20 protein-coding genes are annotated in these 25,664 nt (G+C 54.0%); 11 read left to right on the top strand and 9 right to left on the bottom strand.

Going from position 1 to position 25,664, the window contains the following annotated elements; genetic code table 11:
• Positions 1-2: 2 nt before the first annotated feature.
• Genes AB9F26_RS02995 through AB9F26_RS02985 form a run of 3 tightly spaced genes read left to right on the top strand, consistent with a single transcriptional unit; the run spans position 3 to position 2,253 of the window.
• Positions 3-1,070 carry an Mrp/NBP35 family ATP-binding protein gene (locus AB9F26_RS02995; protein WP_369767237.1) on the top strand — a complete coding sequence of 356 codons (1,068 nt, stop codon included), beginning with the start codon at positions 3-5 and terminating at the stop codon, positions 1,068-1,070.
• Positions 1,067-1,771: a DUF4444 domain-containing protein gene (locus AB9F26_RS02990; protein WP_369767236.1), complete on the top strand. Its 705-nt coding sequence runs from the start codon at positions 1,067-1,069 to the stop codon at positions 1,769-1,771. The genes AB9F26_RS02995 and AB9F26_RS02990 overlap by 4 nt, the downstream gene beginning before the upstream one ends.
• Positions 1,768-2,253: a DUF6505 family protein gene (locus AB9F26_RS02985; protein WP_335585988.1), complete on the top strand. Its 486-nt coding sequence runs from the start codon at positions 1,768-1,770 to the stop codon at positions 2,251-2,253. Before AB9F26_RS02990 ends, AB9F26_RS02985 begins: the two co-directional genes overlap by 4 nt.
• Before the next feature lie 16 nt (positions 2,254-2,269).
• Here the strand turns inward: AB9F26_RS02985 and AB9F26_RS02980 are convergent, their stop codons facing one another.
• Both AB9F26_RS02980 and rnk read right to left on the bottom strand, forming a co-directional pair.
• Positions 2,270-3,529, bottom strand: coding sequence for a D-amino acid dehydrogenase (locus AB9F26_RS02980; RefSeq protein ID WP_369767235.1), 1,260 nt, complete (start codon positions 3,527-3,529; stop codon positions 2,270-2,272).
• Positions 3,530-3,701: 172 nt separating this feature from the next.
• Positions 3,702-4,133 carry a nucleoside diphosphate kinase regulator gene (gene rnk, locus AB9F26_RS02975; RefSeq protein ID WP_335585986.1) on the bottom strand — a complete coding sequence of 144 codons (432 nt, stop codon included), beginning with the start codon at positions 4,131-4,133 and terminating at the stop codon, positions 3,702-3,704.
• An 853-nt stretch (positions 4,134-4,986) separates the two neighbouring features.
• Here rnk and AB9F26_RS02970 point away from each other — a divergent pair.
• The gene (locus tag AB9F26_RS02970) at positions 4,987-5,304 is read left to right on the top strand and encodes a DUF1127 domain-containing protein (RefSeq protein WP_369757444.1); all 318 of its coding nucleotides are present in this window, start codon (positions 4,987-4,989) and stop codon (positions 5,302-5,304) included.
• Between the two features lie 512 nt (positions 5,305-5,816).
• On the opposite strand, the gene AB9F26_RS02965 is transcribed toward AB9F26_RS02970, so the two are convergent.
• Genes AB9F26_RS02965 through AB9F26_RS02935 form a run of 7 tightly spaced genes read right to left on the bottom strand, consistent with a single transcriptional unit; the run spans position 5,817 to position 15,068 of the window.
• Complete coding sequence (locus tag AB9F26_RS02965; protein ID WP_369767234.1) at positions 5,817-7,244, bottom strand: AMP-binding protein; 1,428 nt, start codon at positions 7,242-7,244, stop codon at positions 5,817-5,819.
• Positions 7,237-8,082 (bottom strand): hypothetical protein, encoded by an 846-nt coding sequence (locus tag AB9F26_RS02960; protein WP_369767233.1) that lies wholly within the window; start codon positions 8,080-8,082, stop codon positions 7,237-7,239. Before AB9F26_RS02960 ends, AB9F26_RS02965 begins: the two co-directional genes overlap by 8 nt.
• Before the next feature lie 10 nt (positions 8,083-8,092).
• Positions 8,093-9,397 carry a diacylglycerol/polyprenol kinase family protein gene (locus AB9F26_RS02955; RefSeq protein ID WP_369767232.1) on the bottom strand — a complete coding sequence of 435 codons (1,305 nt, stop codon included), beginning with the start codon at positions 9,395-9,397 and terminating at the stop codon, positions 8,093-8,095.
• A complete protein-coding gene (locus tag AB9F26_RS02950; protein WP_369767231.1) occupies positions 9,394-10,491 on the bottom strand; it encodes a DUF3419 family protein in 1,098 nt (365 codons plus the stop codon). Before AB9F26_RS02950 ends, AB9F26_RS02955 begins: the two co-directional genes overlap by 4 nt.
• Complete coding sequence (locus tag AB9F26_RS02945; RefSeq protein ID WP_369767230.1) at positions 10,481-12,901, bottom strand: PEP/pyruvate-binding domain-containing protein; 2,421 nt, start codon at positions 12,899-12,901, stop codon at positions 10,481-10,483. Before AB9F26_RS02945 ends, AB9F26_RS02950 begins: the two co-directional genes overlap by 11 nt.
• Entirely contained in the window at positions 12,901-13,806 is a 906-nt protein-coding gene (locus tag AB9F26_RS02940) for a UbiA family prenyltransferase (protein ID WP_335585978.1), read from the bottom strand. The genes AB9F26_RS02945 and AB9F26_RS02940 overlap by 1 nt, the downstream gene beginning before the upstream one ends.
• Positions 13,803-15,068, bottom strand: coding sequence for a hydroxymethylglutaryl-CoA reductase (locus AB9F26_RS02935; protein WP_369755275.1), 1,266 nt, complete (start codon positions 15,066-15,068; stop codon positions 13,803-13,805). The genes AB9F26_RS02940 and AB9F26_RS02935 overlap by 4 nt, the downstream gene beginning before the upstream one ends.
• A 972-nt stretch (positions 15,069-16,040) precedes the next feature.
• On the opposite strand from AB9F26_RS02935, the gene AB9F26_RS02930 reads away from it, so the two are divergent.
• The 7 genes from AB9F26_RS02930 to AB9F26_RS02900 all read left to right on the top strand — a co-directional run bounded on the left by AB9F26_RS02930 (position 16,041) and on the right by AB9F26_RS02900 (position 25,544).
• Positions 16,041-17,426: a cytochrome ubiquinol oxidase subunit I gene (locus AB9F26_RS02930; protein ID WP_369767229.1), complete on the top strand. Its 1,386-nt coding sequence runs from the start codon at positions 16,041-16,043 to the stop codon at positions 17,424-17,426.
• Positions 17,416-18,420, top strand: a complete 1,005-nt coding sequence (gene cydB, locus AB9F26_RS02925; protein ID WP_039003936.1) for a cytochrome d ubiquinol oxidase subunit II — start codon at positions 17,416-17,418, stop codon at positions 18,418-18,420. The genes AB9F26_RS02930 and cydB overlap by 11 nt, the downstream gene beginning before the upstream one ends.
• A 424-nt stretch (positions 18,421-18,844) precedes the next feature.
• A complete protein-coding gene (mprF, locus tag AB9F26_RS02920; protein ID WP_369767228.1) occupies positions 18,845-21,397 on the top strand; it encodes a bifunctional lysylphosphatidylglycerol flippase/synthetase MprF in 2,553 nt (850 codons plus the stop codon).
• A gap of 559 nt (positions 21,398-21,956) precedes the next feature.
• Positions 21,957-22,364 carry a TadE family protein gene (locus AB9F26_RS02915; RefSeq protein WP_335585974.1) on the top strand — a complete coding sequence of 136 codons (408 nt, stop codon included), beginning with the start codon at positions 21,957-21,959 and terminating at the stop codon, positions 22,362-22,364.
• Between the two features lies 1 nt (position 22,365).
• Positions 22,366-23,688: a pilus assembly protein TadG-related protein gene (locus tag AB9F26_RS02910; protein ID WP_369757442.1), complete on the top strand. Its 1,323-nt coding sequence runs from the start codon at positions 22,366-22,368 to the stop codon at positions 23,686-23,688.
• Between the two features lie 175 nt (positions 23,689-23,863).
• Positions 23,864-24,877 (top strand): hypothetical protein, encoded by a 1,014-nt coding sequence (locus AB9F26_RS02905; RefSeq protein WP_369767227.1) that lies wholly within the window; start codon positions 23,864-23,866, stop codon positions 24,875-24,877.
• Positions 24,878-25,313: 436 nt separating this feature from the next.
• Positions 25,314-25,544 (top strand): hypothetical protein, encoded by a 231-nt coding sequence (locus AB9F26_RS02900; protein ID WP_369755282.1) that lies wholly within the window; start codon positions 25,314-25,316, stop codon positions 25,542-25,544.
• The last annotated feature ends 120 nt before the right edge of the window (positions 25,545-25,664 follow it).

Genomic DNA, 25,664 nt, shown 5'->3' with positions numbered 1-25,664 from the left:
ATATGACACTCGCTCGCGAGGATGTGCTGGCCGCGCTGAAAACATTGACCGATCCGGTCAGTGGCGCGTCGCTTGTTGATGCTGGATTGATCAAGGCGCTAACCGTCGAGGGCGGTGCCGTGCGCTTTGTGCTGGAAGTCAGCGGCAACCATGCGGCAACGTATGGTAAGGTCAAGGAGGAGGCTGAGGCCAAGATTAAAGCCCTGCCCGGTGTTGAAAAACTGTCTGTCGTAATGACGGCCCACAGCGCACCTGCCGCGCCTCCCGACCTTAAATTGAGCCGCCCCGCAGAACCCGCAGGGCCGCAAAAAATACCCGGAGTAGATCGGATTGTTGCCGTGGCCTCAGGCAAGGGCGGCGTAGGGAAATCCACGGTCGCATCCAACCTCGCCTGTGCTCTGGCGGCGGAAGGGCGGCGTGTTGGCCTGCTCGATGCCGATGTCTACGGCCCATCGCAACCACGCATGCTCGGCGTGTCGGGGCGGCCCTCGTCGCCAGATGGCAAAACGATCCTGCCGATGCGCAATTTCGGCGTGACGATGATGTCCCTCGGACTGATGACAAATGAAGACCAAGCCGTTGTTTGGCGCGGCCCGATGCTGATGGGGGCGTTGCAGCAAATGCTGACACAGGTGCAGTGGGGCGCGCTAGATGTGTTGATCGTTGATCTGCCCCCTGGCACGGGCGATGTACAAATGACACTGGCTCAAAAAGCACAACTTAACGGGGCGATCATTGTGTCCACCCCGCAGGATGTGGCGCTTTTGGATGCGCGCAAGGGCATTGATATGTTCAACCAACTCGGCACGCCCATCATCGGGATGATCGAGAACATGTCCACGCATATCTGTACGCAATGTGGTCACGAGGAACATGTCTTTGGTCATGGCGGCGTGAAGGCAGAAGCCGCCAAACTGGGCGTACCCCTGTTGGCCGAAATTCCGCTACACCTTGATATCCGACTGGCCGCAGATGGGGGCGCGCCGATCGTCGTCTCCAAACCCGACAGCCCCCAAGCTGCAGGGTTTCGCGCCGTTGCAAAACAGTTGATTGAACTTGGCCACGCATGACACCGCCCGTGTTCCCTCCGCTGTTCTCCGGCTTGGATGCCAAAGGCACCTGCCCCTTTGTACTGGCTTGTGACGAGGCGTCAAACGTGTGCGACGCGGGATTGGTCACCTATGATCTAGCCTATGATCGGCTGCGGGCCGCAATCGTTTTTGCCCCCGAAGTGCCGCTGCGCGACGCGGCTTGCATGCTGCCGTTATGTGGCGTTGGATTTCAAAATGCACTTGGGGCGTTGGCCCCGCCAGAAGTGGGCGTGCATTTGGGATGGGGCGGCGAAATTTATTTGAACGGCGGCCTTTGCGGTAAGTTAAGCATCGCGGCATCAAGCCGTGATCCTAACGCGCTCCCCGACTGGTTGGTCATCGGTATCTCCCTAGATCTTTGGCCGCCTTCTGATGACACGGGCCTAACGCCCGATGCCACCGCTCTGTACGCGGAGGGCTGTGGCGAGGTCGATGCTGTGACATTGCTGGAAGCATGGGTGCGGCACACGCTTGTCGAAATAAACACTTGGGCCGATGACGGGCCTGCGCGCCTGCATCGCAACTGGCTTGGCTTGGCGCAGGGACTCGATACCGACATGACCATTTCGGAGCATCGCGGAACTTTCATCGGCATTGATGAAAACCTTGGCCTCCTGTTAAAAACCGAAGGCGAAACCCGCCTATTTCCCCTCACCGATCTGCTTACGGAGCCCGCATGAAACTTGCCCGCGCCATCCATTTTGACGAAAGCGACACACGCGTTTTTCACAACCCTGCACGTACCGGCGAATGGTGCATTTCAGGCGGCTTTGAATTCTCCAACTGGTCCGAGGCGGACCTGACGGGAAAAGCACGGCAGGCCTTTGCCAACGGCTGGATGGGGTGCGAAACCTTTGGCCGCGTCAGTTTCGTGGCCGTGACCCAAATAGAACCCGCCGAACGCGACGCGCTGGCCGATTTATTGGCGCAGCATTTCGTCGACATCTACGGCGCGCCCTCCCTTGAGGCCGCCCGCAATGTCGCGCTGGAAGAGTTGTCACAGATGACGGATTTGTGCGATGAGCATGACCCCAACACATTGCTCACCGTCGCGCGCGACCTAACCGAAGCAGGCGTGCGGGAAAGCTACCGCGTGATCGAAGCACAGGCGGCGGGGCTTGAGCAATTCGCAATTCACGGCTCATTGGATGATCCACATTAAGCGGCACCCGCGCCGCCTAACGCGCGTAACGCGCCGCAGTCAGCCCCTTCATGGAAATCTCGGGCGTTTTCCCTAGGACCACATCAGCTACGGCACGACTTGAGCCACAGGCCATCGTCCACCCCAAAGTGCCATGGCCAGTATTCAGGAACAAATTATCGTATTGGGTTGGCCCAAGAACCGGTGTGCCATCTGGTGTCATAGGGCGCAGACCTGTCCATCCTTCGGCACGCGAAATATCGCCACCTTTGGGGAACAAATCACCGATGACGTGTTTCACCGTATCGGTGGCGTGTGGCCCAAGGCGGTTGGAATACCCCGCAATCTCGGCCTGCCCTGCCACGCGAATGCGGTCGCCCAAACGGGTGATCGCGACCTTGTGGGTTTCATCCATGATCGTGGATTGGGGAGCAAAGGCATCATCGGTGACAGGGAGCGTGACGGAATACCCCTTGACCGGATAGACGGGCAGCTTGATTCCAATCGGATTTAGTACATTCACAGCATAGCTGCCCATGGCACAGACATAAGCGTCGCCCGTGATGCGCCCCGCGATTTCCGTATCCACGCCAGCAATTTTGCCGTCTTCAACAGCGATGGATTTAATCGCCTGACCATATTGAAACTCCACCCCCATTTCGATGCATTTTTCGGTCAGCGCAATCGTGAACATGCGACAATCGCCAGTGCGGTCAGCCGTCAGGCGCAGTCCACCGACGAATTTGTTGCGCACCTCGGCCAGAGCAGGCTCTACCTCGATACAGGCGTCGCGGCCAAGCACCTCATAGGGCGATCCGTATTCCGCCAGAATATCCTGATCGGCCTTGGATCCCTTCATCTGTTTGGCTGTGCGGAACAATTGCAAAGTGCCCTGCGCGCGACCATCGTATTCGACTCCAGTTTCCGCGATCAAATCGGGCATAACATCGCGCGAATAGCTAGAGACACGCACCATGCGCCCCTTGTTTATGCGATAGCTTTCCTCGTTGCAATTGCCGACCATCTGCACGCACCATTTCCACATGGTCGGGCTGATCAATGGCCAGATGAACAGCGGGCGGCGCTTCATAAACATCCATTTGACGGCTTTCATCGGAATGCCAGGAGCGGCCCAAGGCGAAGTCATACCATAGCTTAGCTGGCCCGCGTTGGCATAGCTGGTCTCCAGCCCCGGACCTGTCTGACGATCAATCACCACGACCTCGGCACCTTGTTTGGCCAGATAATACGCAGTGGTAACGCCGATGACGCCCGCGCCCATAACAACAACCTTCATAGCAAACCCTTTCGTTGGCAGCGTCGGCTGTTTCCAGCGCCGTATCTGCTGTTACCTTGTGTGTAGATGCGCAGCCTTCTCGTTAGGGATGCGCATCGGCATATTATACTCATGTAATGGTCAGGTAATTGGTACGAACCACTCAAGGCGCCTTACCCTCAATACGCAATGTTTAATTTATCGCCGCAGGTTGCTCGACCGTGATAATCGTCAACATACGGCGCTGATTATCTCGGGTATCCCAATAAAAGCTTGCGCCTTCTGCCAGTCCCAATAGGGCGACACCGATTGGCGTCATCACCGAGACCCGAAGCTGTGCGATATCGGCGTTTTCCGGATATACCAGCGTCACCGTTTTTTCTTGGCCCGTCATTTCGTCGCGATACCTCACGGTACTGCCCATGGTCACGACATTTTTAGGCACCTTTGCGGGAGCCACAATGCGCGCGCGGGAAAGCTCTTCGAGCATGCGGTCAGCCAATGCCGGATTACGCTTCATTATGCCGTCAGCGAGGCCTTCCAAATGCGCAAGCTCTTCTGCATTAATGATGACTCTTGGGTTAGCTTTGGTCGCTCTTTTTAGGGGTTGGACGGTGAGTGACATAAGGGATACTCCTTTTGTAAATTATGTGATGGCCTAGGCCGAATGTGTGACGACGATCACCAAATCAGAGAAATAGACATCGGCTAAAGGCCGCGTGTTCATCAACTTATTCGCCAGGACAAAGGCAGTTGCGAACTCAAGCGCATGGCACGTGCGCAATCTTCAAGGTGCGCTTGTCGTTTCTGATAATCCGCCTCGGGCAAAGGAGACGGAATATTCCGGAGGGCCCGCAAAATAGAGTGGCATTGATTACTGGACTGTTCGGCTTGGACGAGACTTTTCATACCACCTCCTCGGGCGAGATTTCGCCGCGTTCACGTTTTAGGAATGTGAGGAGACCCCGGAAGGTATGGAAGGTGCGAACGCACCTTGACCGCCCGGGGTTACGGGCGGTTCAGCAGTAGAAATCGATAATGATCTGCGTGTTCCAACATGCCTCTATAGCTATGTATCGACGCCTCAATAGTCAATCCTGACGGGAAAATATTGGCGTCTTAAGCGTCTTGTTACCCAAATGGCCCAGAAGCAAACATGCCTGCTTAAAAAGATAATCTCCGCCCCCATCCGTCTTGAAGCGCTCGGTCAGGCCCCCCATATTAGAGTAATGATGTATAACGTTGATATGAGGTTCCTGCTTTTTGCAGGTAAACAACCGAACCGCTGATAACCCCGAGGGGGGCGCGCCATTTGTGCCGCTTTCCGCCTCGGGGTTCATACAGATCACTTTGATCTTATTTCGAAGACGCCCGTCTTTGCACAGTCCAATTTCAAATCGCGAATAACCGTTGTCTGAAATTTGGGTGCGGCAAAATTCGGCGTCATGGCTTCAGCAACCTTATACTTGGAGGATGACATGCATCCCTATATATTGAACCGGAATCACTTAACACATCGTATGAACGCAGCGGTCGTACACCCTCACAGGGCACCCGTTCGGGGCGGGGTCTTGCGGCGTTGGTTGCGTTCGGCCATCCGAAGCTGGAAGCGGCGCAAAATGATCGCGGTATTGCAGGCAATGGATGACCGCCTGCTCAGAGATATCGGCATTTTCCGCTACGACATTGAGCGCGTCGTTGATGGCATTGAAGAACGTGAACTCGGCATGGTTCCATTTGCGCCAAAGCAAATCGCGCGTGTGGAAGATCAAAACACTTTGCGGCAAGCTGCGTAATGAGAAGCAGACCAAAAAGGGCGCGCCCTTGTACTTAAAGGACGCACCCCATCCGAACGAAAATGAAAGAGAAAATCAACCTGAAAGGGACAAACCAATGATGATTTGTAAAGCTGACTTTGAAGAGCTCTTCCCACATTTATTTGAACCCAAAGACCATTTCGCAATAGAGACATCGTCCTCGACGCGCGAGGTTCCTATCGACCGTTGGAAAGACGATGGAGGTACTGTGCGACAAATTCGACCGAGGCACGACAAGGACAATGACACGGCCCATTAGTCCGCATCAAACTGGCGCCACGCTAGGCGAGCAACCTTACGACTTTGCTTCAAAGGGGCCCGCTGCGGCCGGCTAAGTGAGGCCGTTGAGAATAGACGCGTGGACGGTGGGCAGCCTTCACATCCGACGAGAGCGAAAGATGGATTTTCTCGGCGCAAATCTTTTCTCTTAGACACAAGGAAACGGCCACAATTTAAAGTAGGATAGGTATGTAGGGCGGCCGTGCACATTGTCAGGAAGCGATCATTTTCTGCAGTGCGTTTCGATCAATCTTGGAGGCGTGTCGTTTGTCCATCGGCATCTTGGCGACCCGTACAACTCGATCAATATCGAACTCTGTGGCCCGTTTTTGCCAAATCGTTTCATGGCGCGGATCCCCCTCAATCACGAGGTAGCTTTCGTTTTCCACGGACATGAGCGCGCATTGGTCCACGCCATCCCATTGGCGCACCGCGACTTCAACCGAGAATGGAAAAGTCGCACGGCCCGCTAGGAAAACTTGCGAGCCCATCCGCCCCAAGAGCCAAAGACGCCCCCGATCATCCAAATACCCCGCGTCACCGGTGCGATGCCAAATCGTCGCCCCTTCTTGAACCTTGTTTTCCACATTTTGGCGGGGATCTAGGTAGCCACTGTTGACGTGGTCGCCCGCAACTTGAATCTCATAATCTATTATGCGCAGGCGAATGTCCTCCACGGGACGCCCCACGAGAAGTCCGCGTCCCTTGGCCATCGCGGTACGATCGTCGGAGGAGATGTCGGCGGCGTCAAGATGAGCGATGGGCTCCGCTTCGGTCGAACCATAGACGCATACAATTTTCAGATCGGGTTTCGACGTAGTCAGACGATCCAGAGCATCGGGAAAGACGGGTCCACCCCCCGTAAAGACAGTGTGTAGTGAAGCCGGAATATTCGCTTGTGTCAATTTTTCGCAAAGCGATGGCGGCAGCAAGGCCCGCGTTATGTTTTGGCTTGCGATCCAAGCTGCAAGTTGCTCTGGCGTCAGTTGATCAAGGTGGGACATTTTCCAATTGGGCAAAATCGACGTCCGCCCACTTGCTATATTGATCAGCACAAAAACAGGAAACGCGACGATGTCACGCTCATCCTGAGCGCTTTGCAACAAAGGGGCAATGGCCCGATGTTGCGCTGACAAAAACGCGTGGCTGCGGGGAATAGCTTTTGGCGCGCCCGTGGTTCCTGACGTAAATGAGATGAGCGCGATATCCGAGTCATCGGGCGTGTGAAGATCGAAATCCGCCCACTTGATACCATGTGGCCTTAGATGACGCCGCGCCCATAATGCGGGGGTGATCCATTTCAAAAGCCCATACAGTCCAGAGCTGCAAAATGCGCTGATATTTGTGGCGCGTGCCGCATGGCGCAATCCCGTAAGACCCATCACAGGTTCGGGTAAAACCGCCGTTGCCCCAAGGCTCCAAAGGGCCGCAAGTGCGGCGTAGAGGTCGGCGTCAACCGACATCGCCAACAGGACTTTATCGCCCCGACGAATACCGCGTGCATGCCACGTGCGCGCAAAACCGTCGGCGCGCTCCTTGAGTTGAGCGAATGTTACTTCGCGTCCTTTACCGTCGACGATTGCAACCCTGTCAGGATGTTTGGCAACCGCGGCGGCAAAATCATCAAGGAGGTTAGTCATCCAACTTCAGCCCAAACAAACCATAGCGTCGAAAGATGTCCGCCCCTTCAGAAGCGCTGCGCAATGCAGACAAGTTATCATCGTGGATCAAGGCGTGGATCGCGCTGGTGTATCCGGCCTTCTTCGCCGCAGTGTGAAAAGCATAAGCCAGATGTTGGCCCGCGCCTTTCGATAGGCTGGCATAGGTCTTGAGAATAGCGCTGGTTGGGTTTGGCCCTTCTGCATAATTCGGGGTGCCAAATAGGAACCCAGCCAAAGATTGATCCGGCCTGCGGGCAAAGAAGATTAGTTCTTGTTTCAACAAGGGTACGATGGGCATATACATCGCCATGAACGCCTCGTGGGTTATGGGTTTATAGAACGCGTTTTTCGCAAAGGCTTGGGTAGACAGGGTAAAAACCTGCTCGAAAAGTCCTTCGGGATTTTTGCCGTTCCAAGCTTCAATCGTGAAATCTTCAGTCGTTGGGGGGGGCGTTTGCGCGGTTTGTGAAAGCGGGACGCGGGCCGAAAAATAGCTGCTGATTTCCGTGAAACCCGTCGCCTGCAACACCTCAAGCACCAGAGGTTGTGCTGCGGGTTCTAGCAAAAACGCGGGGCTGTCATCTGATTGCGTGACAGCGCGATAACTATGCCACGTATCCCGCTCCATTGGCCCCAAAACCCGCCGCGGCCCGCTGGCGCGAATATAGGCCAAGGCTTGCTCAAGAACCTCCACCCCTGCGTCAACGGATGTGCAACTAAACCCGCCAACCGTGGCGGCGGGGGCACCCTCCCAAAGCGGCCCGTCCAAATAAGCTGTGATCTTTGCGCCCTCGGTTTTGAAGGTCTGTTGCGTCATGTCTTTGCTCCTAAAATCCGGTGGATATCACGTAGTATGGCAGCGGGATGAGTAGCGCCAAAACTGTCAGTTTCACCACGCGATGCTTTGCAAATGCGTGCGGAAAGATCATTGGGCCAAGGCCTGTGAGGGCGATACAGGTGAACACTGCGGGCCACATTGGGCCGTTCCAATTTGCACTATCTGGGTTCAATCGCACAACGCCTTCGCGGATAGCGAACAGCGTCAATGCAAGGGCGAGCACCATCGGAAAGCGAACCACGGGGCGACAGGCCGAGGCTGCAATCGCGCAAAATCCCATCAACATGCCCATCGCTGCGATTCCATAAAACGATATCGCTGTTGGCCCCATTGCCTTGCCTAGGGTCAAAAATCCGAGGCTGACCAGCACCAATGCGGCAACGACATCGAGGTCTGGATACTTGCTGTCACAGGGGGCGACGCTGCGGCTCCAGATATGCGCGACGAGCACGAGAATGGGAAAGATCGTGTTCTGGGGATCAGTCACCGCCAGCAATAAAAATATAGACGTCACATAGACGCGAACCGCATGCGCGTTCAGACCAAATTTCGGGGCCACAATTTTGAAGGCTACGATACTGAGCGCAAAAATCGCTGCGAGAAACACGAGTTCCCCTAACGTGCTCGTCCCATGGGCCGATAGGAAAATCAGCAAGCCGACAGGTAGAAACAGATTGTCAAAACCGCGCCAACTTGCGGCCTCAACCAAGGTGCCGAATCCCGCGACCATCAAGGAGAGAACGATGATATTGAGCGGGGCAAAGGACGTCATCAGCATGAGGCAAATAACCGAAATCAGCAGTGTGACCGTGAAAAACACCGCGCTGCCTTCGAGACTTTTCTCGCCTTCCTCAACACGGAAAAACTTGGTGCCGTAGGTGCTTCCAGCCAAGGCCGCTGCGGCATCCGCGAGGGTTAGCACGGCAATAGGCAGGACATAAAGGTACAGTTGATCCCCCGCCAAAAACAGGCAAACCCCAACCGAAATCGCCAGAAGAAAATCACCATAGGACTGTCTTTCAACGCTATGCAACGTCGCGCCCAATCGCGAATTTGGTAATCGAAGGAGGAGCATTACAACAAGCGTCAGCCCAACCAACAGATACATTGGCCAGCGATCTGGGAAAAGCCAAGGCAGGGTGAGCGCGTAAATTCCAGTGCCAATGTGGACCAGTTTGCGCTGCACCTCAGAACCAATTTGCCACGTGCCCGCCAAATGCCGAACACCCGCCATCAATCCCATCAGGCCGACAACAGACCCAAGCGCCAGCGCGATTTGCAAGATGGGGCTCACCCTTTGACTTCCTCAACGATGAAGTCCGAATAGAAGAACGCCTTATCGATGGCCTTCCCCTCTCCCTCCACTTCGCGAAGGGTCGTCACGCGCGCCGCAAAAGCCGCCGGAACACGGCGCGGGGCCATCATGTTCCAATAAACCAGCCGTGCATTGGGAGCGGAGGCGTTCAAGATACTCTCATAGACTTTCGTGAAAATCTCGGGCGACATATATTCAAAGATATCCGAGAGGTTAAACCCATCCGCCTTTTCGCCAGTTGACACGAATGCCTCAAGCGATCCAGGCCTTATCTCAATCCGGTCAAGCCGCGATTTGATCGTTTCGAAATGTTCCTCGCGCCATGTCATTGGCAAGGCCTCGCCATGCGTGCCCTTGATAATCCAATGCAAATAGGGGTTTTGTGCGGGGTCTGTGGCGACGGCCGCATGGTGAATACGGCGCGCCACATGTTGGGCGGGACTACCTTCGACGTGATCAAAAAACGCCTTATCACGCCCCATGCGCCCCATCACGAACCTTGAGAAAAACACATTCAGCAACAACCGCCAACGCCAAGTATTAAAACGGGTGTCATAGAACGCCTGACGATCCGCCGAAGTGCGCGACACGAAGATATCATCGAGGGTTTTCGCCGAATGAACCAGTGGCAGCAAGCGCGTGCGAAAAATGCGAAAATACCGTTCAAACTTGCCGACGCCACCTGCACCGACCTTCTCTACATCGTCCCGAAGGGCGGTCCAGAAAGCGCGGGTCTCCTCGTCGACACCGTTCAATGCTTTGCTCAAAAGAACCTTGCGCCGTGTTGAGGGACGTGCACCCATAAGCTCTACAAATTCCGCATGGCTTAGGTTCTGGAAAGCCCCAATTCGCAGCTTAAGGCAGGAAATCTGAGCGGGAGACAGATCGACCACAACGACTTTCGCAGGGTCCAACGTTAACATCGCCAAGGCATTGTCGCCCGCCGAGCAGATCGACACAAGCATCCCGCCCGCGCAATCTCCCAACCCTTGGGTCAGGACATCCGCGTCCTCCCACAACTGGGCGTAACGAATGTGGTCAAATGCGGCTTTCGCCTCGATTTCAGAGGTCATCGTTTTGCCGCTCCACCTGTCCTGTTGCTCCGTCCACGGAAATCATCTCCCCATCATTAATCCACTGCGTTGCCCCCTTGAGGCCGACCACGCAAGGGATACCCAGTTCGCGAGCCACAATCGCCGAATGCGACAAGAGGGAACCACGCTCAACCACAATAGCCGAGGCATTCGCAAATACCGCAATCCATCCCGGATCCGTATGCCGCGCGACCAAAACATCGCCAGAGGCAAGCGCCTCAGTTCTGGGGTCGCGGATAACGCGCGCCTTTGCGGTGACCCGTCCAGCAGAACACCCCGTCGCCGTGCGCACCAAACTCGCGTCGTCTTCCATCACTGGATCGTTCCACGTTGGTGCAATTGCTGGGCCGCGCAATTCGATCCGTTCAGGCGGGTCTGCGCGTTTAGCTGAACGCGCATCCTCTGATTTACGCAACGCCACCAGTGATTTAAGGTCTGGCGACAGGCCAAAGCCCTCAACGGCCCCAAGCAATTCTTCAGTGGTCAAAAAGAACACATCGCGCGGTGCCTCCAACAAATCCCGCGCCGTCAACTCACGGCCTAAAGCGATGAACACCCTGCGCGCATAGCCAAAGATGCGGGTGCGTTCAAATCGCAGGTTTTCGCGATCGCGCACACGGGCTTTGGTCCATGTGATCAGCCATTTCGCAAATGCTCGTTTTACTGGATTTTTGAACAATGCCACCCAATCCGGTTCACGCACCGCATGCTCTGCGACCGCACCGCGCGTGGCACTCGCTGCAATCGCCGCCAACAGGCTGCTGGGGTCTTCGCGCAAAGTAATGCTTTCCAACTTCAATTCTTCGGTGCACCTATCCGCGAATTTCTCCAGATAGGCCTCCACCTCGTGCTGAATTTTTGGGTGCGCCCTCAAGCCAGCAAGGCCTTGCGCCACCAACGTATCCGCCACACCTGCCGCCTTAACCATCTGCCCGATCCGCGCAATCCGTTTGGCAGGTTCTGCGGAGATGATATCGCCCTGACCGATCATCACATCATTATGCAAAAGCACCCCCTCAGGGCCGAGCCACTTTTCCATCAAATTGCGCGAACTCCCAAAGGCAATCATGCACAGGAAGTCATTTACAAGCGGTGCGTCCCAGCGATCGAGCAAGGTGCTTTCGATCTTGCGGTATTCAGCGGCCAGCGCGGTCGGGCCAGCAGTTTGCAAATCAAAGCCACTGTATAATGCAGAATTCAACCTGCCATAAAAACGTCTGCGGGTACGAGGCAGCAAAATCGCCTGCCAGAGCAAGCCTAAACCCGCGCGGGTCATCTTGAAATACTCAGTTACGCGCGCCATTCCGCTAGCGGGACGCGGGCCAATCGCATCCGTCACCTCGGACGGCATCGGGGTATCCACCCCCATCATCGTCTCCATATAGGCACGGTTCAGCGAAAACCCCGGCAAGAGCGCCAGCGCCCGATACCAATTAACAAGGTTGTAATAAACACGGCCATCGACGCGCGCCAACATATTGCCAAAGACCGCCGATTGCTCGGCAATGGTGGCATCTGATACGCCCAGCAATGCAAGGAACGCACGGTAAACGCGGTCATACACATGCACGGCAAAGGAATATGTCAGTGGACTGACCATGCCGGGATAGCTTTCGACGATATTGGAATTATCAAATATCGTTAGCGCAGTGTCGGGGTTAGCGAGCGGCAAAAGAGCCGTTGTGATGGGCCGCGATTGCAAAATATGCAAACCATCGGCATCAATCGCCCATTCGATATCCTGTGGAACACCGAAAGCTGCCTCGGACCGTCGCGCCAATTCGGCAATGTTTTTCGCTTGCGCTTCAATTAAAATCGAGGGTGTTTCGGGGCCGAAAATTGTCGCGCCAACGGTCCAGTCTTCGCCGTCTTCTTCGCCCGACACCAGCCGCTCCCCCAAACCTGCAATCGCAGAAATAACCACCTCATCCCGACGCCCCGTCACTGGATTGGCCGAGAACGCGACGCCCGCAGAAACCGCAGCAATCATACATTGCACAATCACGGCTGGCCCCTCGGCCTCACCACCTGATTTTAAGGCGCGATAGGTTGCAACCGTTTGTGAAAATCCAGATTGCCACACTTGCTGTGCCGCTTTCTCTACGTCGACGGCAGCGACATTCAGAACCGTCTCAAACTGCCCCGCATGGCTGTGATCTATGCCATCTTCTTGCCTGCCAGAGCTGCGTACGGCGAACGGCCCCTCGCCCAGCTTGGCCAAAGCTGCCTCTAGGCCAGCAATCGTTTTCCCATCCTCAAAAGCCTCAGAGCGGATCACGAAAAATGCGGGCGGCGTAAACCCGAAACCTGCGAGGTATGATAACGCAGCCGCTTTGCCGCCAACCACCTGCACGTCGCGCGCGTCTGTCTGAGATACAATAAACGACATTAAAAAACCCTCATCAAAATCGGTGCAAAACCGGCAATCGCGTAGCAAGAAAATACCCAGAGACCGGCCAGTGTATCCATCCGTTTTTCTGCCTTCTCCGTCGGAGACTTGGCATAAGCAACCGCACTGATCAGGCAGAGCGCCGCCCCAGAACCACCCAAAACAAAGCTGATCCAAAACACTCCTGTTAAGGCCCCAACGCCCAACAGCAAAGCAAATGAGGCTCCGACACAGGCCGTCCAAATAAGTACAGCTTTCGCAGGGCCCCACAGACCAGAATAGGTATCGACTCCCACGATTTCGCGTGCTGGCGCCCACAATTTGCGCCCTATTTCCAAAACGCATCCATTCACGAAGGACAATGCCAAAAACAAAACAAGCCCCAGCGCAGCCTTGCCATTCGGCATCCATTCCAAACTGGTCAGCAGCAGATCAATCAGCGGCATAATCGCCATGTGACTGAGCAAATAAAGGATCGGCCTCGCCTTGAGCCATGCAGGCATCCCAAATTCAACGGTCATCACGGCCAACCAAAACCAGACCAGTGACAGCAACCACAAAACAGGAGGATGCCACAGCCAAGCCGCTAGAGCGGTGATCGGCATTGAGGCAACGCCCATCCAGACAATCGTCTTTAGGGAAATCAAACCGCGTGGGATTGGGCGATTAGGACGGTAGCGCAGATCATCTTCCAGATCCTTGTATTCGTCGCAAACTCGCATTTGAAAAAACAGCATCATCGCGATAAGGAAACCAGCAACAAACGCGCCGACACCGGGCAAGGGACGTCCAGAAAGTTCGGCAGAAACGCAAATACTTGCAGCAGAAAAAACGGCAAGTAACGGCCCTGTCTTTGAAAGCGGAAACCGTTCTTTTTGATAGATCCAGAGGGCTGAAAAACTCATCGATGCCGCGCCAAGTTTTCATGCGCACGGGTGAAATGCCCCGCCGCAATCGCTGCAACAATCGAGATTTCGCCGCAAAGGCATGTCGCCGCCGCAACTTCAGCCAAGGCGGCGCCTTTGCCCAAACCCTTGAGGCCCAGAATGTTTAAACCCGCCGATTGGCTGGGCAAGGATGTCCCGCCACCGACGGAGCCTACCAAAATATTGGGCATGGTCACACTGCAGAAAAGATCGCGGCCTCGGGCCTCCATCCGTGTGATGCCCATGGCGCTTTCTGCGACGCAGGCGGCATCCTGACCCGTTGCAATATACAGTGCCGCCAACCCATTGGCGAAATGTGCCTGTGCGCCCAATTGCCCCGACAGGTGCGACCCAAGGTTGGCAACTTGCCCATACGCAAGCATCGCCTCAACGTTCGTGCCCAATGTCTTTTCGACCACCTCAGCCTTTAGTATCACGGAAGCACTCACCTTTCGGCCACGCCCCGTCACCAAGCCCAGAAACGACGCCTTTTTGTCGCCCGAGAAATTGCCTTCGATGTACCAAGCCTTGATGTCAACGGGGCACCCCGCTTCGATTTTCTCACACAGCGCGTCGGTCGCAATTGTCACCATATTTTGGCCCGCCGCATCACCCGTCGTGTAACGGCAAATCAGGAAGACGATGTTGTTATCAATAACGGGTTCAAGCGACACCAATTTGCCATACTGTGTCGTTCCCTCGGCCGCCGCTTTCAGCCCCTCGATTTCAGTGACAACCCACTCAACGAACATGCCCGCATTCAGCAGGCTATCAAACACAAAAGCAGGCGTTCGGATGACCCCTTCGTACAAAAGCGCCGTGCTAATCCCCCCCGATTTTGTTGCCGCATAGGCCCCGCGCGCATAGGAGGCAACGAGCGCCGCTTCGGTCGTTGCCATCGGCACGTGATAGTCACCGTGCGCGTTCAATCCGTTAATACGCAGAGGACCAATGATGCCAACCGGCACTTTAACCGTTCCGATAAAATTCTCGATATTCGCACTAAATTGCTCGGGGGCCTCCATCGTGAGCGGATCAGCAAGCGCCGCGCGATCCTCTTCTGATGCGACCTCCAACAAGCGCGTCCAGTATCGCGCAACCGAGGCCGCTGTGGCCTTGCGAACGGGGCGCAACGTTGTAAACTCCGCATCACTGGGCAACATACGCTCTTGCAAGGGACCCATTTGAAACCGAGCCCGAATTTTTTTCAGCATATCTTTCACGTGAGATGGGATGGTCATTCGAGGTCTCCGGAATTACTTCTGCGATAATATTCGCACATCTAGTCCTAAATAAGTCAAATATGGAACGATTGCCAGATGAACCGCCCCCTTAAACATCGCTCGCAACTACCACACCAGTGTTACATTCGGAAACTGGTTCAAACTATTGGCGCAAAACGGCTTTTGCATATCTCCGACCTCTATCCACTGCGCCGAGATCATCACTTTGGCGCGCCTGTCAAACTGTGTGTTAACCTACATTGAAAACAACCGCCTTGATCGCAAAATAGCGCAGACGAAAACCACCCAACGCCTATCAACTGCTGAACCCAGAGGCAAAACCGATTGTGCCCACGCGAGAGCATAGCAAGTGGCTTAAATTTCTTGCTCTTCCGCCGCACGAAAGACGTTGTACGCCCCTGTGACTTTTTAATTTAGGTCAATACCGTTATGTCCACAGCGCGTTACACAACCCACACGTTATCGGTGCCAGAATCGAACGCCACTTTATCGATAGTGAATAGAAAACCCCGCATATTTTGTGTGTCCAATAGGGGTATGGCAACATGCGCAAATTACTCACTCAGTAGTACAATTTGCAAGCCGCTTTGAGGTGTAACGCCAACGCGGCCAAGGGAGTACATAAGCCCAAATGGACCATCCTTCGCGCAAACCACTCCTAGAAGGAATTCAAGGTCGAGGTCGGCAAATGCAATCAATCGGCCTGTTTCGTTACGTATGTGGATGCCCCAACTGCGCCAAGCCAGTATCCTTTGACACCACCGCCTGCCCAAATCTGGCAGCTTAGCGCGACCAGCGCCCTAGGCCTTGTCCTAAGTACTGGAATCGGCTACGTTTCTTCACAATCTAACGCCGACCGACCGGCCCGCATCACGCTGGGTTTTTCTAACAAGGTCCATCGGATAGTCATGTAACGGCCCCGGCAATTGTTCTGGCGGGGAAAAAGACCACAACCATTCGGGGTTTCAGATGCTGAGCGACATTTCCGCAATTGATCTGGCACGGGCACAGTTCGCATTCACCATTTCGGCCCATATCATCTTTCCAGCTTTCACCATCGGATTGGCAAGCTGGCTGGCCGTTCTAAACGGACTGTGGCTGTGGCGGCGTGACGCGGTTTATCTGAGTTTATTCGAACGTTGGAAGACGATCTTCGCGGTGGTTTTTGGCATGGGCGTGGTCTCAGGTATCGTGATGTCCTACCAATTTGGCACCAACTGGTCGGTCTTTTCCGACAAGGCGGGGCCCGTTATCGGGCCGCTCATGGGGTACGAGGTTTTGACAGCGTTTTTCCTTGAGGCTGGCTTCCTTGGCATCATGCTGTTTGGGCGTGAGAGGGTTGGCGAAAAGTTGCACATGATGGCCACGACGATTGTGGCAATCGGAACCGTGATGTCGGCTTTCTGGATTTTGGCCGTCAACAGCTGGATGCAGACCCCGCAAGGGCACGGTTTCAATGACGTCGGCCAGTTCATTCCCCTCGACTGGTGGGCCATTATTTTCAACCCGTCCTTCCCCTACCGGCTGGTGCATATGGTGTTGGCGGCGTACCTGACGACGGCCTTCGTAGTAGGTGGCGTAGGGGCATGGCACTTGCTAAAGTCCCCTAAAAATCGTGGGGCACAGATCATGTTTTCCATGGCGATGTGGATGGCCCTGATTGTCACCCCAATCCAGATCATCGCGGGCGATCAGCACGGGCTTAACACGCTGAAACATCAACCAGCCAAGATCGCGGCCATTGAAGGCCACTACAAGGGGTTCCCAGAGGGGCGCGCACCGTTGATCCTGTTCGGACTGCCTGATGATGCGACGGGCAAGGTTCGCTACAAGGTGGAAGTCCCACTTCTAGGCTCGCTGATCCTCACACATAACCTCGACGGACCCCTTCAGGGGTTAAACGACTTCCCACCAGAAGATCGCCCGAAATCGGCGCTGATATTTTGGACGTTCCGTATTATGGTAGCGACAGGTTTTGCGATGCTGGGTATTGGCCTCTGGGCGGCATGGGCACGCTGGCGCGGGCAATTGTATGATGCGCGCTGGCTCCAACGCTCCGCCGTATTGCTGGCGCCGTCGGGTTTTCTGGCTGTGCTTGCGGGTTGGATCACAACCGAAGTCGGACGCCAGCCCTTTACCGTCTATGGCCTCTTACGGACCAGCGACAGCGTGTCCCCCTTACAGGCGGAAGCCGTTGGCGCTTCGCTCATTGCCTTTATCGTGGTGTATTTCTTCGTTTTCGGGTCCGGAACGTTTTATGCGCTACGCCTGATGGGCCGTAGCTTTGAGGGCGACCTCGCGGCACAGGTCGACCACACCGCATCTGATCCTGAAGGAACGCATCATGGTAATTGAACTTTCCTTTATCTGGGCTGGATTGATCGCCTTTGCGGTCCTGGCTTATGTGTTGCTTGACGGTTTTGATCTGGGGATCGGCATCCTGTTTCCGTTTCTAAAAGATCGCGACGAACGTCATCTGGCAATGAACACCATCGCGCCGGTTTGGGATGGTAACGAGACATGGCTTGTGCTTGGTGGCGGCGGGTTATTAGCAGCGTTTCCGCTAGCCTATGCCATCGTGATGCCTGCCCTCTACCCCTTGATCATCACTATGCTTCTGGGCCTAATTTTTCGCGGTGTGGCGTTTGAATTCATTCACCGAACCAACCGGATGAAGGCGTTTTGGGAAATCGGCTTTTGCCTTGGGTCCCTGATTGCCGCTATCTCACAAGGCATGGCGCTTGGAGCCTTAGTACAGGGCATCACGATCGACGGGCGCGCCTATGGCGGTGGCAACTGGGACTGGCTAACGCCGTTTTCCGCGTTGACGGCGCTGGCGCTCGTGGTGGGGTATGCAACGCTCGGCGCGACTTGGCTAATCCTGAAGACAGAGGGCGAAACACTGACCCGCGCGCGTCGCTTTGCATGGCCGCTTGGCATCGCTCTACTGGTTCTGATCGGTGTGGTAAGCATCGTCACGCCCTTCCTACGGCCGGAATATCTTGAACGCTGGTTTGGCTGGCCCTCAGGTGTCTACAGTGCTGTGGTGCCGATCCTATTGGCTTGTGCCGCGTGGATGTTGTGGAGTGGATTGCGCGGCCGACACACCCTGCGCCCGTTCCTCGCAACTGTCGCGATATTCGTACTCACCTACATCGGCCTCGGGATCAGCTTTTACCCAAGTCTGGTGCCCCCATCACTAAGCATTATTGATGCCGCAGCACCGGATACGTCGCTACGCTTTCTGCTGATCGGCGCGTCGATACTAATTCCGATGATACTGGTCTATACTGCTTATTCCTATTGGGTTTTCCGAGGGAAAGTTCGCCCCGAAGACGGATATCATTGATGCGGCAATGGTTGTGGTTCGCAGCGCTCTACCTAGCCGGAATCGCAGTCGTCGGCACCATTGCGTTTATGATACGGGCAGTACTGCTCTAAGGTGTGTCGGGGGAGCGATTTGTCGTCTTAAGAAACTAAGTCGCGCCCTACCCGCTTCAAGCTAGATCCTCTGACCTCTTTATCATGCGGTCCCCCCGCGCCATAAGCCCTCAAAGAGGGGGGCGAAGAAAGTTTTTTGCGATAACCTGTGCAGAAAATAGTGTGTTACAAACGTTTCTGAACTTATTGGAATAGTGGGTTAAAATGATTGGTAATTTCCGCCCAGCATGGAATAACACGGTCAAAATGACATCGAGATATGGTAAACCGAAATGAATTTGGCCGAAGAAACCACCCCATCAGTTAAATCCAGCCACTCCAAGCTACACCATATGGCACCCATTATTTTGGGGTTTGGCATGTTTTTTATGGGCGCTTATGCCCTCTATAACCTACTTTCCTCGGTCAATATCGGCCACGTGCGCCAGCAGGCGGCGTCGGTTCCCATCTCCCATATTGCGGCGTCGGTTTTGGCGACAGGTGTGGGGTATTTTTCCCTGATCGGCTATGACTGGTCGGCTTTGCGATATCTGGGCAAACGTTTGCCTTTTCCTGTGGTGATGATGGGCGGATTTCTGGGGTATAGTTTTGGCAATACCATCGGTTTCAGCGCCATATCGGGCGGCGCTGTACGCTATCGCATTTACTCGGCCTTCGGGCTAAACGCCTTTGATGTGGCGGCTATTTCGACGTTTGTCACGCTTGCGTTTAGTTTTGGCATTACGCTTGTTGGCCTCGCAGCCCTTGCTATCCATCCCGCCGCTTTGGGGGATTTGCTCCCTTGGTCGCGGGACACCATTCGCATGGCTGCCACGCTCGCGTTTTTGGTGCCGATGGGAGTTTTGACGTGGTTGTCTGTGACGGGCAAAGTTGCAAAAATCCGCCGTATAACCGTGTCGATGCCGTCGCCCAGCATTCTGTTCAGCCAGCTTGGCTTTTCAATCGTTGATACGTCGATGGCGGCCTTAACGCTGTATATTTTGATGCCGACGGGAACACCCGATTTCATCACGTTTATTGCCCTTTTTGCCGCTGCCGCTTTGATTGGGGTCGCCAGCCATGTTCCGGGGGGCATTGGCGTTTTTGAGAGTATTATCCTTGCGGGATTGCCCGATACAGTTCCGTTGGATCAAGCGGTTGCGGCCTTGCTTTTGTTCCGTGTTATTTACTATTTACTGCCCTTCGCGTTGTCGGTGGTATTTGTCTCGGCGATTGAAGGGCGGCTTGCGTCTGGTTTTTTGGCCAAACGTTTGGGGCCAGTTTCCAGCCAAATGGAACCTGCATTCAAGGTTGTCGCATCTGTTGCCCCAGTGGCCGCAGGGTTTACGGGTTTTGCTGTGGGGATTTATCTTTTGCTGGCCGCCGTCGTGCCAGCCTCGCGCAAGGAAAATATTGACCCTGATGATCTGCTGTCGATCATTTTCTTGGAAGGGGGCGCCTATTTGTCAGCGGCTCTCGGGCTTTTGCTGATTGTCCTAGCGCAGGGTCTTTTCCGCCGCATGTCGGGCGCATTCTGGCTTACGCTCGCAGTTCTGAGTGCTGGGGCCATTGTGTCCACGCTAACGGGAGCGGATTGGAAGGAAACCCTTCTGCTCGTCGTTTCAGCCGCAGTATTGTGGCCGCTGCGCCGCGAATTTTTCCGCGCCACCAAGTTGACGCAAGGCATGTTTACTTGGCGCTGGATTGCGCTGCTCGCCGCCCTTCTGGTCAGCATCGGCGGGTTCATCCTGTTGCTCCATCAGGCGGTTCCGTATTCCCATGAGCTGTTGGGGCAATTTTCTGGCGATGCGCGCCTGCCCAGAACCCTCCGCACGGGGCTGTTTATGGCGGCGCTTTCGGTGCTTATCTTGGTCTATTTATTGCTTCAACCTGCGCGGACGCGCGGCGTGGTTGTGGATGAGGTGGCAATGAAACATGCAGAGCGCATCATTGCCTTGTCGGGGCAACCCGAAGGCTGCCTTGCGTTGACGGGCGATAAAACCCTGTTCTTTTCCAAGGAGATGGACGCATTTATCATGTATGCCGTGCAGGGACGGTCTTGGATTGCCTATGGCGACCCAATCGGCCCGAAAGGCGCGATTCCTGAACTGGCTTGGGACTTCTTTGACTCTGCCTATAGTGCCAATTGCCGACCGGTTTTCTATGAAATCAGCACGAAATATCTGCCTCTTTGGGTCGAAATCGGCCTGACGTTGCATAAAATGGGCGAAGAAGCCGTGGTGGATTTGACAACATTCTCATTGGCGGGCGGCGATTTTCGCAAGATGCGTGCGGCCCACAATAAGGCGGTCAAAAGCGGCCTGAAGCTCGAAATATTGCACCCGCCCCATAGCGCGGAGTCCGTTGCGGCGTTGAAAGAAGTGTCGGACGCGTGGCTGGGTGAAAAACATGCGACCGAGAAGGGGTTTTCCGTTGGCCAGTTTACCGCTGAATATTTGGCCCATTTCCCCATCGCCGTTGTGAAACGGGAGGACCGTATTTTGGCCTTCGCAAATGTCATGTCCCCCGGGGATTTGGGCGCGGTCAGCATTGATCTCATGCGGTATTTGCCACTGGAAGCCGATGGCATGATCGAATTCCTCTTTATCAAGCTGATGGAGCATTACCGAGAGAAAGGCGCGCAGACCTTTAGCCTTGGAATGGCGCCGCTTTCTGGGCTTGAGGCCCGACACGGAACGCGCATGTGGAACCGTGTGGCCTCGATCATTTATCGTCACGGCGGGGCGTTTTATAGTTTTGAGGGCTTGCGCGGCTTTAAGAAAAAGTTCCACCCGCAATGGCAGCCTCGCTACATGGCCGTTCCAGGGGGGCTGCAACCGATTATTGCGCTCCGCGATGTTACGCTCCTCATTTCTGGCGGCGCGAAACGCCTTTGGGGCAAGTAAAATCCATTTAACTCAAGAAGATACATTTGAAGCTGCAAATGCTTGATTTCGTTTTTTGAGGCCGGGGAGGGAATTTCTCTGTTAAGGCCCCCTATGCCATTTCGCCGGCAACCCTGATCTATGCAAGCATACGTTCCGTTTCTAATCTATCCGAATAGGTGCCCAGCGGAAGAGTTTGAGAACTTCATGGATCGGCAAGTGCAATCGCTCGCGCTGATAAGCGCGGAACAAGGCCCGTGGATTGGCGAGAGGTTTGGGAAGGTGCAGAGCCGCTATCGGTTGGGGTAAAATGGGGAAGTGGTTTTCCGCTGCGCTGGAGAAGTATTTCACACGAGAGAGGCGCTGGTAGGCGCCTTAAAAATGCCTTTTTCTGAACACCTCTCAAGAAAAAAATAAAACTTTCTACATAAATATCAGCGGATTGCTCGGCGTTAGGAAAATCTTAATTCTCGCCCTAATTTCACCACAGTGTTTGCATACAAAAGTAGAACGGCTTCGAAAATATCGATGCAGGTTTATAAAAATACCCCCCCCTGCACATCCAAAAGGGATTAGGTCTATGACTATTTGTGAGCGCAAAAACCAAGCACTCGAATTTGTAAAGAATGAACGTGGAACCGCGACGGTTGAGTTCGTGTTGATCCTTCCGGCCTTTCTACTGCTCTTTTCTCTTTTGGTTGACGCGGCCCTCATATTCAACGGACGCACAGAAGCCTTAAGAACGCTTCAAGATGCAAACCGGAAATATTCGATAGGTTGGTTCGACAGCACAACAGATTTAGAGGACTATATTGTCGCGTCATTGGCATCGACATCCCCGTCCGCGATAGCACGTTCGAATTTGGCGTCCGGTTCGATCCAAAGCCAAGTCGAATTTCCTTCGAGTGAACTTACAGTGGTCGGTATGGCGACGGGTCTCTTGAATATTAATCTGCTCGTTAAGGCCGAGCATGTCGTGGAGTATTGAAATGAATACATTCGTGAAACTCACTCACCAGCGGATCAAGTCCATTGTAACGGACGAAAGTGGAACCGCAACGGTACTAGGGCTCTTGTTTTTTGCAGCGGCTGCGGCTGTTGGGGCTGCCGCTGTAGACTACTCAAATATCGTGGCTGCCCAAACACATCTTCAAGTTTCAGCTGATCATGCGGCACATGCCGCGCTCTACCACCGTGAGTTTAACGACGAACAATCCTCTAAACTAAAAGCAATTGATGTGGCCGCTTACGGTGCGCCAAATAATCGGTTTGGGACAACCCTCGACGTCAACGATATTCAATTTGGGAAATGGGACTACGCCAACCGAAAGTTTACTGCCGAGAGTGGGTCCCGTTCGGCCGTCATGGTTACAACAAGCCGCTTGTCCAGTAAATTGAATAGTGTCGAGAGCTTTCTGTTTCGTCTGGTCGGGGTGACCGCATTTGACGTCAGGACAAGTGCTGTTTTCACAACCTACAGGCCCGCATGTTTTCGTGAGGGTTTTGTCGCGGCCGACATCGTCGATGTTCAAAGCAATAACCTCTATGGCGAAGGTTTCTGCATTCACGCGCAAAACTATGTATCTCTCAATTCAAACAATACTTTTGAATCTGGCACCGTCGTTTCCATGCCCGATTCAAACGACCTCGACCTTCCCAAAAGTGGGTTTGATACGAATGCCGGACTGAAAGAAGCGCTTGGACAAGCCTCCTATCAAATGCGCACGGTTAATCGCATCGAGTCGATCATCCAAAGCTTGCAAGACGAAGACCCTTCGTATTTGCCAGATTATATCACCGAAGACACGGTGACACTCAATCAATCACAATTGGACGAGACCGATTTTGTTCAGGGAGCTGTGCATTTTCTGAATTGCAATGGCGGCGGGCAAGCTTTTCTCAAAGACGGGGCACACATTAAGCAAGTTGTATTCGTTACGAACTGCCAAGTGAAATTCGGTCAAGGCACCATACTGGAGGAATCCATCTTTGCTACGACAAATACGGGTGCCAAATCTTTCAATGCTCCGTCCTCTTTTCAGTTAGGTCTCGATGACGATTGCCTTGTAGGCGGCGGGTCTCAAATGGTCACTATGGGCGGAATGGATTTTGCTGCCGATTTCAAAATTTTCGGAAGTCAGTTGATCGCCAAAGAGACGATTTCTTTCTCTGCAAATGCGCAAGGTATCAAGGGCGCTTCGATTATTTCCGGCGACGACATTAGCGGAACATCCAACTCAAACATGGGTTTTTGTAACGGCTCCGGTATGGAAAGAAACTTTGAATCCGACTACTTCCGGTTGGCGGGCTAGTCTTAGGTGCCCACTCTAAAAAGCAATAGCCATGAAGGAGTATATCTAGATTTTCTACATGGCTATACTGTTTTCAGTTACCTCTGATCAGATCAATGCCGTGAACATCAAGGTTAACGCTGTTCCGCTTCATTGTTCAAAGTCTCGCTGAACGGCTCTGAAATGGGCGGAAGGAATGGAAATGCGGAAGTTCGTGAAAATAGGTGTTGTGAGTTTTGCTTTGTCTGCATTCGCAATTGCGCCAGCAATCGTCGTGATGAGTGCCGATGTCGCAATCGCCAAGAATGACAGCGGCAAAAGCGGTGGTAACTCTGGCGGCAATGGAAATAGCGGCAGCAAAGGGAAGTCAGACAACAAAGGTAAGGCCTCTACTGGTAAATCCGGGAGCAGTTCTGGGAAATCACAGGGCGGGAAATCCTCAAATTCTAGCGGCAATCAAAGCCTCAAATCCCTAGGAAACAAACTCAAGAGTGGGTTCGGCCTCTTTGGTGCACCGAAAAAAACCAAAACTGTTCGTAGTAATTCTGTGGCAACCACTAAGCCCAGCACTGGAAATTCCAAATCCTTCGACCACCCCAGCAACCTTGGCAAGATGAACGGTGCTATTAATTCCAGCCCGCAAGCCAAACTGGCCCACATAAAGAACGGCAACTTCAATGGGCCCGTCGGAATTGCTGCCGCCTATGCGCTGGCTGATTACGATTATGACACCGCCCATACCGACTACGAAGAAGCACAATCCGTCGTACAGACGTTCGGGCCATTGGCCGAAAGTTATAGCTATGTGGCAGGCTATGATGCGGCTGTAGAAGAACTTGCGCGGCTCGATACCTTAGAAATAGATCCTGCATCAGAGGAGTATTCAAACGCCGCTGCGGCGGCAGACCCTGACGCCTATCAGAGCGCAGTTGACGCAATTTATACCGCCGAGGCCGCAGCGATAATCGCGGGAATAGTTTTGAACGAAGCGTCTGTGTTCGAACAACTTGCTGCGGCAATTGCCGTCGAAGAACCAGTTTCAACGACGCGTGACGTGGCCGAAGCCAATCTCCTCGCGCTCTATAAAGGGGATGAAGAGAGCCTGACAGACCGTGAAAAGGAATTGCTTATCCAAAGTATAAATCTGCCTACAACGGAACAAATCGAAGGTATTATCACCGCTTCGGAAAACGAGGACGAGAGTGACTAGCGACAAGTGGAGACCCCACCTGGAGGTAAAATACGCACCGAGTGAGGCTGAATTTATAGAGCTTATTCGGTGAGGAATTAGGCTTTGTGGTTGGTCAGCAATGGTCGCAGGCAATATGTCGCTTCATCTCATGCAAAATGGCCCTGCATAAACAACAGGACTGTGCCGGAAAGTAGCAGGCGGCCTGCAACCTCCACGAACTAAAAGAAAAAACACAACACAGGTGCAAAATGAACCCTTCAGACTGCCGGAGGCCGGCGAGCAAGACAGGTAAATCTGTTAAGTAAAACGATGGAATTCGCCTAGAAAACTTACCGCCTAAAATTGGGTTTCCACCTGATTGATGTGAATCAATTGGCCCATTTTCTGATGGTGTATTTTTTTATGATCGGTCGGATCGATCGGTTTTTTCGGGAAATCACCTTTGGAGGAAAAAATGAGAAAATTATTTATCACCACCACAATTATTGCGTTCTCGGCGTCAATGGCCATGGCCGACCAACCTGCCGAGAACGTCAACAACGGCGCGGGCGGTCAAGCGGTCAAGGCGACGAACGAAGCTCTGAAGGCCGCAGGGACTAACTTGGGACAATGGAAGAAAGACGTAGGTCTCACTGGAATTGGCGAGATTGTTAGTTCAATAAATGACGACGCAAATCACGACTAGGCCTTATCCTCAAGGCCAGCGGCACCCGTCTGGGCAACTCGGCGGGTGCGCACACGCGTGAGCTTTTATACTGGGCGGTACTGTCAGCCGATGCTAGCATCTATCAGAGTGCTCGGTGTG

The organism is Falsihalocynthiibacter sp. BN13B15 (assembly GCF_041205415.1).
Taxonomy (GTDB): Bacteria; Pseudomonadota; Alphaproteobacteria; order Rhodobacterales; family Rhodobacteraceae; genus Falsihalocynthiibacter; species Falsihalocynthiibacter arcticus.
Note: the sequence above shows the minus strand (reverse complement) of the source record. Positions and strands in the feature narration are given on the sequence as shown.

Excerpts from the sequence above, each read along its gene's own strand:
- AB9F26_RS02910 (WP_369757442.1), top strand. The coding sequence starts at position 22,366 with ATGAATACATTCGTGAAACTCACTCACCAGCGGATCAAGTCCATTGTA.
- AB9F26_RS02940 (WP_335585978.1), bottom strand. The coding sequence starts at position 13,806 with ATGAGTTTTTCAGCCCTCTGGATCTATCAAAAAGAACGGTTTCCGCTT.
- AB9F26_RS02990 (WP_369767236.1), top strand. The coding sequence starts at position 1,067 with ATGACACCGCCCGTGTTCCCTCCGCTGTTCTCCGGCTTGGATGCCAAA.
- AB9F26_RS02915 (WP_335585974.1), top strand. The coding sequence starts at position 21,957 with ATGACTATTTGTGAGCGCAAAAACCAAGCACTCGAATTTGTAAAGAAT.
- mprF (WP_369767228.1), top strand. The coding sequence starts at position 18,845 with ATGGCACCCATTATTTTGGGGTTTGGCATGTTTTTTATGGGCGCTTAT.
- AB9F26_RS02935 (WP_369755275.1), bottom strand. The coding sequence starts at position 15,068 with ATGACCATCCCATCTCACGTGAAAGATATGCTGAAAAAAATTCGGGCT.
- AB9F26_RS02965 (WP_369767234.1), bottom strand. The coding sequence starts at position 7,244 with ATGACTAACCTCCTTGATGATTTTGCCGCCGCGGTTGCCAAACATCCT.
- AB9F26_RS02985 (WP_335585988.1), top strand. The coding sequence starts at position 1,768 with ATGAAACTTGCCCGCGCCATCCATTTTGACGAAAGCGACACACGCGTT.
- cydB (WP_039003936.1), top strand. The coding sequence starts at position 17,416 with ATGGTAATTGAACTTTCCTTTATCTGGGCTGGATTGATCGCCTTTGCG.
- AB9F26_RS02905 (WP_369767227.1), top strand. The coding sequence starts at position 23,864 with ATGGAAATGCGGAAGTTCGTGAAAATAGGTGTTGTGAGTTTTGCTTTG.
- AB9F26_RS02980 (WP_369767235.1), bottom strand. The coding sequence starts at position 3,529 with ATGAAGGTTGTTGTTATGGGCGCGGGCGTCATCGGCGTTACCACTGCG.
- AB9F26_RS02950 (WP_369767231.1), bottom strand. The coding sequence starts at position 10,491 with ATGACCTCTGAAATCGAGGCGAAAGCCGCATTTGACCACATTCGTTAC.
- AB9F26_RS02970 (WP_369757444.1), top strand. The coding sequence starts at position 4,987 with ATGCATCCCTATATATTGAACCGGAATCACTTAACACATCGTATGAAC.
- AB9F26_RS02945 (WP_369767230.1), bottom strand. The coding sequence starts at position 12,901 with ATGTCGTTTATTGTATCTCAGACAGACGCGCGCGACGTGCAGGTGGTT.
- AB9F26_RS02995 (WP_369767237.1), top strand. The coding sequence starts at position 3 with ATGACACTCGCTCGCGAGGATGTGCTGGCCGCGCTGAAAACATTGACC.
- AB9F26_RS02960 (WP_369767233.1), bottom strand. The coding sequence starts at position 8,082 with ATGACGCAACAGACCTTCAAAACCGAGGGCGCAAAGATCACAGCTTAT.
- AB9F26_RS02900 (WP_369755282.1), top strand. The coding sequence starts at position 25,314 with ATGAGAAAATTATTTATCACCACCACAATTATTGCGTTCTCGGCGTCA.
- AB9F26_RS02930 (WP_369767229.1), top strand. The coding sequence starts at position 16,041 with ATGCTGAGCGACATTTCCGCAATTGATCTGGCACGGGCACAGTTCGCA.
- rnk (WP_335585986.1), bottom strand. The coding sequence starts at position 4,133 with ATGTCACTCACCGTCCAACCCCTAAAAAGAGCGACCAAAGCTAACCCA.